Below are 14,706 nucleotides of genomic sequence, written 5' to 3'. Positions count from 1 at the left end.
CAGTGAAATTGTAGGGTGGTGTGATTAATAAGAAAAATTAATTATACTAATTGTCTTGATAAATAATACATATCGAAATGAACAATGCTAGATCTTAATTGGTTAAGAACTTTTGTTACTTTGTCCAGAGTTAAACATTTCGGGAAAACAGCCACCGAGCTACACATGACTCAGCCAAATGTGAGCTTGCACATTAAGCAACTTGAGAGCTCAACAAAAGCGAAGTTGATAGAGCGAAACCCGGTAAAATTGACCCAATCTGGGGAGCGATTACTTGAAACAGCAGAGAAAATGCTTGATGAACTGCAGATTTGTCAGTCTGATCTTAATGCTATGAATGACTTTAGCCAAGGAACTTTGTCTATTGCTGCCAGTGATATTGTCTCTCGTTTGCTGCTCATTCACCCTCTACAAAAGTTTAAACGTCATTACCCGGGAATGGATTTGACTTTGTTTAATACGACGTCTTCTCAAGCTGAAGAATTAGTTAAAAGTGCACGTTCTGATATCGGATTTGTTATCGCGCAAAAGGAAAGCCAACCATTACATTTCACTCCACTCATGCAAATTCAATGGTGTGCCTTTGGTGACAATTTATTAGATTGGCACAATGAACAGAAAGATAAACCAACTTTAATTTTATTGGGTCATGACACTCGCACACGAGAGCTAATGGATCTATCGCTTCCTAAGTTAAATCTGCCTGATTTTAGAGTGATGGAAGTTGGAAGTGTAGAAGCGCAAATAGATTGGGCCGAAGCAGGGTTCGGAACCGCGATAGTTCCGGATTTTTCTCTTAACCCAAAATTAAAACTAACAAGGCATTTCACACCATTGCCAAATTTTCCAAGCACGAATTTTGGCTATATTGTGCGACAAAATCAGGTATTATCTAAAGCAGCCAAGCAACTCCTAGAGTGGGTTTCCCATCAGGTTAGATAGAGAAACCATTGATATAGGATCGCCCACTTTTTATAGTGGGCTTTTATAAGTGATATGGATCATTGTCTTGCTATGTCAGGTATCAATGATGGCCTTCTGAGTTTTCAATCACATAATTTGTACCTCATTTGGTGAGGATTACTAATTTAGGTGGAGTGGCCTCGGGTACACAGTAGAAATCCTACACTGTAAAGCAATCCATTCTCGCTGAACCTAGCGTCTTGAGGTTACTTGGGTATACAAATAGTCAATGGGTCGATTGGTAGGTAATAGAGAAAAAAGAGAGGGGACCGAATTTGCCCCCTCTTATGGGCAAAAACACCGTTATACCACTGTGTCATTATTATTACGGTATAAATATCTCAAGGTTACTTGAGCATAATGGTGCTGGATGATTTTTTCTTGAGCCTTATATTTTGTGGTGTAACTTCAATTAGCTCATCATCATTTATCCACGACATTGCTTGCTCCAAACTCATAGTGAAAGTCGCTTTTAGTGCATAATGTTTATCTGCGGTTGTCCTCCATACTCTAGCAAGTTGCTTGCCTTGGCGGCAATTCACCCAGAGATCTGACGGAGAGTTTGCTGAACCGATGATCTGGCCAGTAAATACCTGTTGTCCATGTTTTATCATCATGCGCCCCCTATCCTGAAGGTGAGTGAGGGAGTGGTTAAGCGCTTTTCCTGTTCCATTAGATACCATGACAGATTCGTGGCGTTGACCTACTCGGGCACTGCATGTTTTATCGTAGCCATCGTCTTCTAAATGAAGACTGGCAGTACCACCACTGAGGTTATTGATAGCATGCCTCAGTCCTAGGAAGCCCCTTTTTGCCCCCCTAAAAACCAGTTCATTTTGACCGTTTTCTAATCGGAGGCTAGACAATAGCACAGCTTCTCTTACCCCTAGTTCATGAATAATGGCACCCAAATATTCATTTTCACAATTGATAAAACACTTATCATATGGCTCTTTTCCTTCTGGTATTGATTTTCCATTCAATACCTTAGGACGAGAGATACAGAACTCTTTACCTTCTCTTCTCATATTTTCTATGAGGACTCCAAGGTGGAGTTCCCCTCGTCCTATTACTTCCACATTACCACCATCTGGTGAATCGCACACTTTAAGTGCAGCGTCATAGGTTGATTCCATTTTCAATCGTTCAGCAAGAGCTTTTGACTGTAAAACAGTTCCTTCTTGGCCTGCAAAAGGAGAATCATTAACACTAAATTGCACACTAACCGAAGGTAAATCGACTTTGAGTTGTGGCAACTTTATTTGATTACCTCTGGAGGTAATAACATCCGAAATCGCAATATCCTCAATGCCACAAAAAGCGATGATATCACCAGCTTGACCCTTGGGTATGCTAACTCGTTGTAGGCCTTCTGAATGATAAACCTCTCGGATAGTGCCGTTCTTATCTTCGAGTCCTTCTCTTTTAATCGCAACTGCCTGACCTTTATAGAATTCTCCAGATAGTACTTTGCCTACCCCAATCAGCCCCAAGTAGGGAGAGTAATCCAATTGGTGGATTTGTAATACCGGTTCGTTACCCTCTGCTAAACAGGGGTAACTTACCTTGTCTACCAGCATGTCCAATAGCGGTGTCATGCCCATAGTATCGTCAAACTCAGAAAACGCGTCATAGGAAAACTGATTTCTGGCACTGCAAAAAATGGCATCGAAATCCAACTGTTCGAGACTTGCACCTAACTGAACAAGTAGGTCGTATACACGGTCTAGTGCATGTTGGGGGTTGGCCTCTCGACGATCAATTTTATTGATGGCAACCAATATTTTTAGGTCATTTTGAATTGCCTTTTGTGCCACAAACCGAGTTTGAGGCATTGGCCCTTCTACTGCATCAACAACGATAAGTGCTGCATCCGCCATATCGATAACTCGCTCAACTTCACCACTAAAATCAGCATGGCCGGGAGTATCAATAATATTGATTCTTTTTTGATTCCAGTTTACGGCCGTCACTTTGGATAAGATTGTGATGCCTCTTTCACGTTCTTGATCATTTGAGTCAAGTAATAGCTCCCGACAATTATCTTGTCGCGAGAGAGAGGTTGTTGCACGTAAGAGCGTGTCAACCAGAGAAGTTTTACCATGATCGACATGGGCAATAATGGCAATATTTCTGATGTTAGTGTGTTCCATTACTTTTCCTTTTCTTGTCAATTCATGAGTGATGCTAGAGAAAGTGGTTTCCTCAACTAGAAGAGCAGTCTAATGGTTGTTTTGATAAATCTTTATTGATGTTAAGACAATAAATGTCAACATTAGGACTTTTGTGGGTAATTGAATTTAAACGTACGAAATGAAAAATAGATTTGTGTGATGGAGAATTTAGCAAAAGTCTAAGGGAAGACTGTTTAAGCTTCCCTCATTTTTAGATAGCTTTGAGTCTCAGAGTATTTTCTCGGGCCAATCTAAAAGCCCATTTGTTGTGTAAACTCCAACTCGACATATTCAGCAGGCCTAATGGTGGCAAGGCCGACTTTCACAATCATCTTATGTTGCTGTATATCGACTGCGCTCATGGTAAGGTTTTCACCAACCTGAATATAAAAAGCGTCTTCTTCAGTTGATCCTATGAGTGCTCCGTGTTGCCAAAGTGCATGGCAATAGGAATGAATGGAATCACGTATTTTGCTCCAAGTGGCTTGACTGTTGGCTTCAAAGAGTACGGTTCTCAATAAGCTTTGGATATCTTGCTCAACTTTCATAAGGAGACGCTGAGTGGGTATAAAGCTGTCCGCTCCACCTAGAGTTCTTGCACCCCAAAGTGTTGCTGGACCGTGATTAAACTGACGAATCATATTTATGGCATTCTCTTGGGAGAATTCACCCTGTTGTTGATCGGTGACGAGTTGAATTGGGTCAACTCCAACCAAGGCAATATTTGCTGGGGACTTCCATACACCATACATTCGATCATTTTTACAATAGGCTCCCGCTATCGCTGCGCTCGGCGCTATCGCGGCTTTTGTCCATTTATCCGCAAGCCAAGGGTAGTAGATCGCCGAACAGCTGTTCCCTTTAAAGCCGGTAGGTATATTTCTATCGTTATTAGAAAGCTCCGCTTTTGGGCCATCCAAAAGGGCAAAAAGATTATTTTCCTTGGTAAGAAGATTGGCTACCTCTTCTATGTCTTCACCATTGGCAACTATGAGGCCTATCTCTTTGTTTTTTTGTATCTCTAAACCGATGTTTTTAGCAACCATCAAAAAACAAGTATCGCCTCCATTATTGAAATAGGCTCGTAGATTACTCTTTAGTTGCTGGATATCGTTTTCTTCTTCGATATCGTGTTTTAAGACTAACTGCTGATAAGTAGCAAAACTGTCAATGCGAAGCGCTTTAGCTTCAGCACCTATTAGTCTTGCCACCTGAGGATTGATGGCAAATGCAGTGATGGTTTTCTTTTTAAACGGTATTGTCGTATTAGTTGGAGATTGCTCTAGTGTATATACTCTTGGAAAAGTGCTTGAATCTATCATAATAAATCCTCAGATTTATAAAATTATTGATTTAGTTAGTTATCGGTTTGGCTATCGAGTGATATTAGTCTTGAGCTTTTGGGGCGAATAGAGTTTGATAGTACTTCAGGGTCATTCTGTGAGTTAACACGAAAATATTTATTATGATATTTTTATTTATTACATAAAGTTAATGATCAAAATCAAAAAAAGTTCTGGTGAGCTTGAGATAAAAATTCTATTTAAAAGAGAGAGCTTATTAAATGTATGAATATGTAAAAAACTTAAGCCAATCGATCGAAAAGTTAATCACAATAAATAAGGAACCGTTGGAGCGTACGATTGAGTTATTCGCTCAGTCGATTATTGAAGACAATATGATTCAGGTGTTGGGTACAGGTCATTCGCACATGATTGGTCTTGAAGGCTTCATTCGAGCGGGTGGCTTGGGCAATATCAATGCGATTCTTGACTCAACGGTATTGACGAGTGACGGGGCCTTAAGAGGCTCAGAGTTAGAAAAATTACCCGGATTGGCTGATATCCTGTGGAATGACCAAAAAATAAATAAGGATGATTTGGTTATGGTTGCCTCTAATTCGGGACGGAATGCGCTACCTATCGAATTTGCGATGCGAGCAAAACAAGAAGGTCATACCGTTATCGCAATTACATCGGTTGAACAGTCCAGTATAAACCCTAGCCGTCACACTTCAGGCCTAAAGTTAATGGATGTTGCTGATATCATTTTAGATAACTGCGTTCCAACCGGTGATGGTCTGTGCAAAGTGAACGGCCGAATTACAGGTGCATTCTCAAGCATAGCTGGAATGACTCTGATGAATACCATTTGTGTTGAAGCTCAAAAGCGAGCACTCGATCTCGGTGGACAGCCTCTCGTGTTCTCGAGCCAAAATGTTGATGGTTTTGATAATGAAGCGATTTATCAACATTTTGGTGATCGATTAAAGTGTCGATAGTTTTTAAATAGAGACTACGCTTTGTTGAATATTGCTAGATTTTTCGACTCTTCAAGCTCGATTTCGATTGGATAGAGAGTGAAAGCGAGTCCTATCTCCAATTTGGCCAACTGAGAGATGAGATCAGGGCGAATATACTGGATAAATGCATGGTGTTTCGAAGAGGTATTATAGCCAATATTCATGCACCTTTGTTTCGCTTTGAGCCATTGAGATTTTGCATCCGGAGGCATTGAGCTCAACCATTTACAATGATTTTCTATACACAGATTGCAGTCCTCGTAAGATGTAAAAGAGATTATGGTAAACCAATCAGGACAGTGCTTGCACGGTGGGTACCTAGAACAACAATCGTACCTTTCATAGAGGAAGGCATATAGTGCGTCGAGAGGTTCATCAGAGCGAATTTCTAAATCAATAGTTAAGAATCTTGTCTTGTCTAAAAAATCTGCCATTTCTGCGTCAATAAAATCTGTCATAGAACAACCTTGGCTAAAACTTGGTGTTCACCCTCTATTGAGTATCGAGGATGTATTTTCAATGTTGAGTTGCAATGAATCTTGCGCTCTAACGTCACCTTGTAGATGTTTATCAAAGAGCAAAAATATTAAAGAATACGAGTGAACGAAGCAATGCAGCCTCTCTGTCCATCTTTTCGGTTGATCAGCGTTGATTCCCAGTCATAGCTTTTTCCAATCCTATCGACAATGATGAGCCCCAAGCCATGTTCCACATTTGCCTCATTAGTCAACCCGCTACCAGTATCCATGACGGAAATAGTGTTTGAGTCAACGGTCACTTTGATTTCCCCTTTTGTTGTAAAACGTAGCGCGTTTTCAACATAGTTCTTAATAACAATATTAATTAATGCCACAGGAAGGTTACTTACCGTATTTGGTTCCACAGACAAGCTCAAATGTAAGCCAGAAGGTAGCATTTGTTTATAATGTGATAAATCAATGGAGAGCTCGTTCACGTGCGTGACTAGCTTTTCTGCCGAGGGGTTCTCTTGCTTTACTATATTAAGTAGAGCTCCCACCGTGGCTTTCATACCATTTGCTGCCTCTAGGATTCTTGCTCTTTGTCTTTGCTGAAACTCTTTATCATCTAGTTTCATTTCTAGAAGCTCGGTTGTACCAATGATCACTGATATCGGAGTTTTAAGCTCGTGACTTGCGTAGTTAGCGAACATTAACTCCTGTCTAGCTAAACTTTCTTTGGCTCGTGAATAGTGATTGAGGTGCGCAGCTAATTGTTGTAACTCAGTGACAGACTCTTCCGAGAGGCTAAATGTTTCAGCTTTATTATTTAACTGGTCAATCAAACTGGTGATAGGAACCATAAGTTGAATGAAAACTCGTTTTAAAGCAAAGCGTAGAATGGTGATAAGAGAAAACATCAACACCATCGCTGCTATCATCAAAACATCCCAACTATCGATGATGGCATCATCATCGACAGTATCCATAGCGATATATGCGGATATTCTCTTCCCTTGATCCACGAATGAAAAATGGTAAGCAATGATGTCTGGATAAAAAGATCGACTTTCTGTTATCAGAAGGTTTTCTCCTGAGAAGGCAATGGTGTCGAGTTCTAGTAAGTTCTCTTTTGGTAAGGTCTGATCGTCTTTTTGTTGTTCAAAGTAGACATGAATATTATCAGATAAAGTAAGGACATTTGTAGGAGATAGACGATAATGCCGCTCTACAATACTCTGATACAACTCTAGTTGCTTTCCAACCTGAAGGTTGCTTTGCCACACTAACCATAATGAAAATGCAAAGAATACAGAAAACGAAGAAATTATCGCAATCGTAGCAAATGAACGTAGAATCCTTACTCGAATATCTTCAAAAGAAGGGGGGTGGTTTATTGACTTCTTCATTAAGGGTTTGAATTTTAATTGGGTAAAGTTAATTGGTAACCGTGTCTTGGAACCGTTCTCAACATTGCAAACTCAAAGGGCTTGTCGAGCGTATTCCTTAGCAGGTAGATATGGCTGCGCAACAAATCGGTATCGGGGGTGTCATTGCCCCACAGCATGTGCGTCAAACTTTCACGAGTGACTATCTCTCCTTGTGCGTTGACCAACTCTCTTAGTATATCGAATAACGTCGATGATAAAATAATTGGTCTGCCTTCTCTGGATACGGTGCGAGATTTTTCATCGAGTGTGATTTGACCATAACAGAGGGTCTTCTTGGCAACTAACCCTTTATTACGTTTAATTAAGGCACTAAGTCTTGCTTCTAGCTCAAGAAATTGGAAAGGTTTTGTCACGAAGTCATCCACACCCGAACCGAAGCTCTCTAATAGATCTTGTTCCCCATTGAGTGCTGTTAACATCAAGATAGGAGTGCTAACACCGTTTTCTCTCAATTTTTCAGCGACCTGCATCCCATTCATTTTGGGTAACATGACGTCTAAAATGATGACATCAAAATCGTGCTCTGAAGCCAATTTAAATCCCTGTTTTCCATCGACTGCAAAATCGACGTGGGCTTCCTTTACTTCGAGAAAGTCAGCGATTGTGTTTTGAAGCTGCAGGTTATCTTCAATAACGAGAATTCGGCTCTGTTCTAACACATCTTACTCCTAAATAAACTTTTCATTGAGAATTATAGACGCCAATTGTCGAAGTTTTGTCGAAAATGATGATTGTATAAAATGAAACTGTTTGGTGAGAAGTATCGACATGGCTTTGACAAAAGCCAATTAATACTAGCGTCAATATTTCGAGGAGCCAACCAATGAAAAGACTAATAATACCTCTATTATTGACATTCGGAACGCCGTACGCAAATTCCATAGAGTTGATAGGTCAAGTCTCAGGACTTAATAAACAGAGCGTTGTGGCTGAGGTCGATGGTGTCATTGATAGTGCACAGCATCAAATTGGTCATTATGTAGAGATGAACCAAATGCTTGCAACAATAAAAGACGATGACTTTGAACTTCAGGCCAGTAAAGAAGAAGCGAACTTAGCGCTTATGTCGGCAAAACTGAAATTACGAGAAGCGACTTATAAACGTTATCAAAAATTGACTCAAAAGCAGAGCTTAGCTGTTGGTGAGTTGGATTTGGCACGCTCTGAATACTTAAGTGCTAAAGCGGAATTATCGGTGGCTAAGATCCAGCATCAGCAAGCGAATAAAGACCTTTTAAATACCAAGATTGAATCTAAAATTGCCGGTTACATCTCGAGTAAATCGGTTCAATCAGGCGCTTGGGTTAACAAAGGTGACTTGCTATATGAAATGATAAATATTGATGAAGTTTCACTCATCTTTGTGGCCAGTGAATATGATTTGGCAGCTTTTGAACTAGGGCAGCGTGTTGTTGTTTGGTCAGAAACAGAACCAAAGAAAAAGATCGAGGCTCAAGTATCTCGCATAGGTATGGAGTTGGAGTCAGACAATGGCAGTTACCCTGTAGTCATTGAAATAGATAACTTGAATCGTAACTTTAGGCCGGGTATGTCCGTTTATGTTTCGACGGATCTGTCTTTGGTAGCCGACAGTTCTGGGAAGGAGTAGATACGATGAAATTCCTCTCCTTCTTTGCTCAGCGGGCATTTTTAGCTCGAATTATAACTATTATGGTTCTATTCACTGGGGCCATGTCTCTGATACAGATTAACCTTCAAGAGTATCCAGATGTGAATATGGATACTGCTGAGATAGAGACATTTTACCCCGGTGCGACAGCTCAAGATATTGAGCTCAACATTACTAATCCTATTGAAAAAGAGCTGCGAAGTGTTGATGGAATTGCTTTTTTCACTTCTCAGTCGTCAGAGGGCTATTCATTTATCGAAGCTGAATACCTTCCTGGTGAGGATGCAGATACTGTATTGAGAGATATTCAGCAGGCAATTGATAGGGTGAGCAGTTTTCCGAAGAACTTAGACGCTCCCCCGACGGTGACGCAAAAGAAGACCTCTATATTAGATGTTTATCACTTTGGTGTTAGCCTTGCTGATAGTAATCAAGACAGCAAACTGTTACAAAATTATGCCTACCAGCTTGAGAAAAAGATCAATGCGCTCGGAGGTGTTGGAAGAATAAAACTATCGGGATTTAATCTGCGAGAATTTTGGGTTGAAGTCAATCCTCAAAAAATCAGCCGATACCGAATTTCAATTGGTGATATTTCAACGGCAATCTCTCAGCATAACCTCTCTCAGTCAGGTGGAGTGGTTGAGTCATCTGAACGAGATAAAAAAATTGTCACTATGACAAGAGTTGGGTCTGAAAATGATATAAAAGACATCGTTATCAAGGCCTTGCCTTCTGGCCAAGTTATTCGTATCGGAGATGTTGCTGAAGTAAAGGATACTTTTGCCCGCCCAACCGAAATATCGGTAATGAATGGCAAGGAAGCGGTTATATTTTCGATTACCAACAGTGCTAACACTAGCGTGATTTCGACAATTGAGGGTATCGAATCACTTTTAGATAAAGAGCAAAAGCGTCTAGAGGGGCAGTTCGTTTTTCAAACGGGTTTAAACCTTGGTGACGATATGGCTGAGAAGTTCTCTATTGTCTCGACAAATGGCGCTATTGGTCTTGTGCTTGTTTTGATTATTCTGAGTTTAATTTTACAGCGCAGAATCGCATTTTGGGTTTCGGTCTCTATTCCATTTTGCGTATTTGGCATTTTAATTGTATTACCAGTGGTCGGTTTAGATCTTGATAGCATAACACTCGCTGCACTTTTGTTAGTGATGGGGATCATCGTTGATGACTCTGTGATTATTGCGGAAAGTATTTATCAAGAGAAAGAGTCAGGAAAAACGGGATTAGATGCTGCCCTCTCAGGGACACGAAAAGTAATTAAACCTTTGATGGCAAGCTTAGTCACGACAGCATTGGTTTTTATACCAATGATGTTTATTCCTGGAACCATGGGTAAAGCCATCGCTGTAATACCAATTACAGTCATTGCAGCACTGGTGTTTTCATTTTTAGAATGCACATTAACTCTTCCTGCTCACCTTGCCTCTTCAACAGCCAAGTCCAACGGTGATGACCAAAATAATGTAGATAAAAACCGCTTAGCGGTAATTACAGAAGGCTATCGAAGGCTGCTCGGTAAAAGTTTACTTTACAAGAAGTCTGTCATTGTTACGGCTCTAATTGCCCTCGTTACATCGGGCTTCTTGGTTTCGACACTCAATGTTGATATTTTTCCAACAGAAGCTGGAAAGTATATTGAAGTATATACGGAGGTAGAAGCGGGAACGCCGCTTGAGACAGTCGTTAGTATGCACAAACAGCTTGAGAGCGCAATTATGGCGTTGCCTGATGACGAACTAGTGAGCTATGAATTAACCTACTCATCACCAGTATCCAGCGGTGTGATTAATTTGACAAATTATGATGATCGTAACCGAAAAGCGGAAGACATTATTCGACAATTAACCGCGGATTTGGATTCGATTTCAAATGAAGTCTTCGTCAAGTTTACGGTTGATGCGGGAGGACCACCACCAGGAGAGCCCGTTGAAGTGCGTGTTTTGGCTGGTTCAGAGGAAGAACGTAATCATGCGGTTGATTTAGTGGTTAAATGGCTTGCAGAGAACCCTAACGTTACTAGTGTAAATCACAGTGAGTCACTAAAAGAGTCGCAATTAAATGTGATACCTCAATATCACTGGCTAGCGAGGTATGATCTTAGTGTTAGTGATTTATCTAATGCGCTGCGCGTGAGTTTTGATGGTGATAAAGTAAGCTCAACATGGTTAGGTGACCAAGAAGTTGATATTAGAGTTCTGCTTGATAAGGAGTATCGGAGCGTTGAACAGTTGAGTTCGACAAAAATTTACACGACTCAGGGACAAAGTCTACCATTAAGTCGTTTGGCAGATGTGGAGACGATTCAGACGCCTCGTCTTATCAAACATTATAATGGTGAACGTGACGTGACGGTTTCAGGTAATTTAATTAACGACGATGTTGGTTCCGTTGAACTTGCTGAACAGTTAATTACATCGCTCAATGGGCAGTATTCACCCAATGTCATTATCGAAGTCGGCGGTGAGGCAGAGACAACGAATGAGACCATGAGTGGTTTTATGATCGTTTTCCCTGCGGCAATGATTGCTATCTATTTTGTGTTAGCCATTATGTTCAACTCACTTGCTCAACCTTTCATGGTTATGGCTGTAATTCCATTTGCTATTATCGCATCATTGATGGCTTTGGTTGTCCATGGTCAGCCTATGTCATTATTTGGTCTCATTGGGGTATTGGGGATGACAGGTGTTGTAGTCAACAATTCCCTTGTGTTAATCAGTCGAATTAATGAACTGAGAAAATATGGGCTTGATGTAAAAGAAGCCGTGATTGAAGGTACAACCGAGCGTCTACGTCCGATTGTTATGACATCTTTGACCACAGTCGCGGGTGTCATTCCTTTGGCTTATGGTTTAGGTGGGACAGATGTCTTTATGGGACCAATGTCGCTGACTTTGGGATATGGGTTACTGTTTTCTCTCCCTGTCGTGCTTTTGGTTATTCCCGCAACTTATGTATTGTGTTTTGGTCGAAAACGCTAAGGCAGTACAAGATATTATAATTGACAAGGTGGTGTTCCAAACACCACCTTGCCTTATTTCTTTTTAGTGGTTAACTTTTTGCAAATGAGACTAAGTTTCTCCCGCTTAGGCGATAGATCGTCCATTCATCTTGAGCAATAGCACCTATGGACTTGTAGAAGTTTATTGCTGGAGTGTTCCAGTCCAATACACACCATTCAAACCTTCCACATTTATTCTGTACGGCGAGATTGGCAAGGTGCTTAATTAGCGTTTTCCCAGCGCCTAGCTTTCGGTGCTTTTGACTGATGTACAGGTCCTCTAAATAAAGTCCATTTTTACCTAGCCAAGTTGAGAAATTATAAAAATACACTGCAAAGCCTATAGGTTCATCGTTGAGGGTACAGATCAATGCATGTGTTGTTGAATCATCAGAAAACAGTTTTTCTTCAATGTCTGATACCGAGGCTTTTACTTCATGAGGCGCTTTTTCATAGTCTGCCAGTTCCTTGATGAAACCAAGGATTAACGACGCATCTTCTATTTTAGCTTCCCTTACACAAATATTACTCATCTTATTTTCCTCACTTTTATATGTCCTATTTTCTTTCTTCATAGCATGAAAGAGGGTACGTATTGACAGGATAGGTAACGAGTGTAAGCTACATTTTATAATGAATGAAATGCATTATATGCAGTTGTAAAATGAATAATAAACATGAGTAAGGCTTTGAACATTGATCTGAACTTAATACGTCTATTTTGTGTCTTGTACCAGACCCGATCCGTGAAAGAGACAGCTGATAAATTACATCTTAGCCAGTCTGCATGTAGCCATGCTCTGCAAAGGCTTAGAGAAAGTTTAAATGATGACGTATTTGTGAGAGTTGGAAACGTTATGCTTCCAACCGAGTATTCCAAAACCGTTGCTGATGATATGCTAAAAGGTTTAGATTTAATCACAAAAGGGATCGAATCTAAGGTTCAGTTCAGTCCACATGAAAGACATGTTTTTCGTATTGCGGTTACCGATTATACAAGTTGGTGTATGAGTTCTTTTATCTCGAGCGTCAGTAGAGACTATCCCAATATTAAAATTGAATTGCACCAATTGGAAGAACGATTACCTGAGCAAGCTCTCAGAGAAGGTACACTTGATTTAGTATGTGGTTTTGCCCATGAATTCGAGCATTTTGAGAGTTTTTCGAACAAGGTATGGTTTGAAGATGAGTATGTATGTGCGCGTTGTCGATCTCACCCTTTAAAAGGTGAATTCGATCTTGATGCTTTTCTCCATTACAGCCATATACTTGTTACGCCGTGGAATGAAGTAAGGGGAATACTGGATATTACACTATCAAAAATGAAGAAGAGGAGACAAGTTGCTGTTAAATCTCCCAGTGTTTTATCAGCACCGACATTTTTGATTGGTACTTCATATCTGTTAGCGATGCCCAGAAAGTACGCCACTTACATTAGTGATGTACTTCCTATTAATGTATCACCTTTACCGATCGATGTTCCAAACTATCAGGTTAAATTATATTGGCATAAAACTAGGGATAAGGATAAAAAAATTAACTGGATTATCGATAAGTTAAGTGATTCTTAATTGTTGATTTATATAATAATAAAATAAAGCCTAACATTTGCCATTAATAGTCATATGCAATTAGGTTATTTAAATAAACATTATTATTTTAAGAGTTTCATATGCATGTAAATTGTTAATATTAGTAGTTTAAATATTAAATTAAGGTTATGATTTTCACTATGTATACATTTTGACGTGTTTCTGACATAATGTAGAAACAACAGAGTATTCTCGAAAAAAGTAAATGGAAAAGCTATCACCCTCTCAATAAAAGAAGGTTGATAAGTTATTACATATTAAAGAAAAAAGGATTCTGCAGCATATGAAGTAAAATTTATGAATATTAAAGAATTATCAAAAATATCGTATCCAGAGAATAAATATAAGCAAACTAAATTCATAGTTAGAGCATTATATTATTATCGATATCTCAAACACTTATATACTTCTATGAATCCGAGAGTAGCTAATTTAATTATACAAAATCACTCGGAGTTCTACACCAAAGCCATGCGACCATATATGGCGTTAGCTCTCGACAAGAAAGTTGCTATGGATATGATATCTCAACACCATGATTGGGTTGAAGACAATCACCTAATGGCAGTATATGATAGTGGTTTACCTATCAGAGATCTGACGGTAGGTGAGGATTCTTATCAGTTTATTCTGTCTTATGAACCCAGATATTGGAAAGAAGGTGAGCTCACCTTAAGACTGACAGATAATATTCAGAATTTCTATGTTATTTCCTTTACCATCTATGATGGTAGGGCCTATGTCGGCGGTGTACAGGGGCCTGAACATGATGGTGGCTTTTCAAAAAAGATAACCAAAGGTCTGTTCGGTCTGAGGCCTAAATCTCTTATTCTAGAGGTGCTGCGTTTATGGTTAAAAGATAAAGGTATAAATGAAATTCTTGGAATAAAGAATAAAAAACATACGTACTCTTCAATTCGATACGGTAATATAAACTTTGATTTTGATAGCTATTGGAAAGAACATGGTGGCCAGAGCTTGGATGTGAATTTTTATCAAATACCACTGAGTCAATCGAGAAAAGATTTAGCAGCCTTATCAAGAACTAAAAGGAAAATGTATAAAAAGCGTTATGAGTTCTTAGATACTTTGGAAGTATAGAGTAAGGGTGATT

General features: G+C 39.7%; 12 protein-coding genes. 6 read left to right on the top strand and 6 right to left on the bottom strand.

Going from position 1 to position 14,706, the window contains the following annotated elements; all coding sequences use genetic code 11:
- Positions 1–84: 84 nt before the first annotated feature.
- Positions 85–942 (top strand): LysR family transcriptional regulator, encoded by an 858-nt coding sequence (locus RH40_RS00865; RefSeq protein WP_009599351.1) that lies wholly within the window; start codon positions 85–87, stop codon positions 940–942.
- A 368-nt stretch (positions 943–1,310) separates the two neighbouring features.
- Here RH40_RS00865 and RH40_RS00860 read toward each other — a convergent pair whose 3' ends face one another.
- Together RH40_RS00860 and RH40_RS00855 are read right to left on the bottom strand one after the other, a co-directional pair.
- Positions 1,311–3,116, bottom strand: coding sequence for a GTP-binding protein (locus RH40_RS00860; protein WP_009599350.1), 1,806 nt, complete (start codon positions 3,114–3,116; stop codon positions 1,311–1,313).
- Positions 3,117–3,388: 272 nt separating this feature from the next.
- Entirely contained in the window at positions 3,389–4,459 is a 1,071-nt protein-coding gene (locus tag RH40_RS00855) for a phage tail sheath C-terminal domain-containing protein (RefSeq protein WP_009599349.1), read from the bottom strand.
- 242 nt (positions 4,460–4,701) lie between these two features.
- On the opposite strand from RH40_RS00855, the gene RH40_RS00850 reads away from it, so the two are divergent.
- Entirely contained in the window at positions 4,702–5,418 is a 717-nt protein-coding gene (locus tag RH40_RS00850; RefSeq protein ID WP_009599348.1) for a sugar isomerase domain-containing protein, read from the top strand.
- Positions 5,419–5,432: 14 nt separating this feature from the next.
- Here the strand turns inward: RH40_RS00850 and RH40_RS00845 are convergent, their stop codons facing one another.
- The 3 genes from RH40_RS00845 to RH40_RS00835 form a co-directional block, all read right to left on the bottom strand.
- Positions 5,433–5,897, bottom strand: coding sequence for a hypothetical protein (locus RH40_RS00845; RefSeq protein ID WP_009599347.1), 465 nt, complete (start codon positions 5,895–5,897; stop codon positions 5,433–5,435).
- Positions 5,898–6,025: 128 nt separating this feature from the next.
- A complete protein-coding gene (locus tag RH40_RS00840; RefSeq protein ID WP_009599346.1) occupies positions 6,026–7,306 on the bottom strand; it encodes a sensor histidine kinase in 1,281 nt (426 codons plus the stop codon).
- A gap of 14 nt (positions 7,307–7,320) precedes the next feature.
- A complete protein-coding gene (locus tag RH40_RS00835) occupies positions 7,321–8,007 on the bottom strand; it encodes a response regulator transcription factor (protein ID WP_009599345.1) in 687 nt (228 codons plus the stop codon).
- Positions 8,008–8,171: 164 nt separating this feature from the next.
- Between RH40_RS00835 and RH40_RS00830 the strand changes: the two genes are divergently transcribed.
- Positions 8,172–8,957: an efflux RND transporter periplasmic adaptor subunit gene (locus RH40_RS00830; protein ID WP_009599343.1), complete on the top strand. Its 786-nt coding sequence runs from the start codon at positions 8,172–8,174 to the stop codon at positions 8,955–8,957.
- Positions 8,958–8,962: 5 nt separating this feature from the next.
- The gene (locus RH40_RS00825; protein ID WP_009599341.1) at positions 8,963–11,980 is read left to right on the top strand and encodes an efflux RND transporter permease subunit; all 3,018 of its coding nucleotides are present in this window, start codon (positions 8,963–8,965) and stop codon (positions 11,978–11,980) included.
- A gap of 70 nt (positions 11,981–12,050) precedes the next feature.
- On the opposite strand, the gene RH40_RS00820 is transcribed toward RH40_RS00825, so the two are convergent.
- Entirely contained in the window at positions 12,051–12,533 is a 483-nt protein-coding gene (locus RH40_RS00820; RefSeq protein WP_009599340.1) for a GNAT family N-acetyltransferase, read from the bottom strand.
- Positions 12,534–12,677: 144 nt separating this feature from the next.
- Between RH40_RS00820 and RH40_RS00815 the strand changes: the two genes are divergently transcribed.
- A complete protein-coding gene (locus RH40_RS00815) occupies positions 12,678–13,571 on the top strand; it encodes a LysR family transcriptional regulator (RefSeq protein ID WP_009599339.1) in 894 nt (297 codons plus the stop codon).
- Between the two features lie 318 nt (positions 13,572–13,889).
- Positions 13,890–14,693 carry a DUF535 family protein gene (locus RH40_RS00810; protein ID WP_009599338.1) on the top strand — a complete coding sequence of 268 codons (804 nt, stop codon included), beginning with the start codon at positions 13,890–13,892 and terminating at the stop codon, positions 14,691–14,693.
- Positions 14,694–14,706 lie beyond the last annotated feature (13 nt).

Origin of the sequence: Vibrio caribbeanicus ATCC BAA-2122 (assembly GCF_000165125.1) — a bacterium.
Classification (GTDB): Bacteria; Pseudomonadota; Gammaproteobacteria; order Enterobacterales; family Vibrionaceae; genus Vibrio; species Vibrio caribbeanicus.
This window is presented reverse-complemented; position numbering and strand designations above follow the sequence as displayed.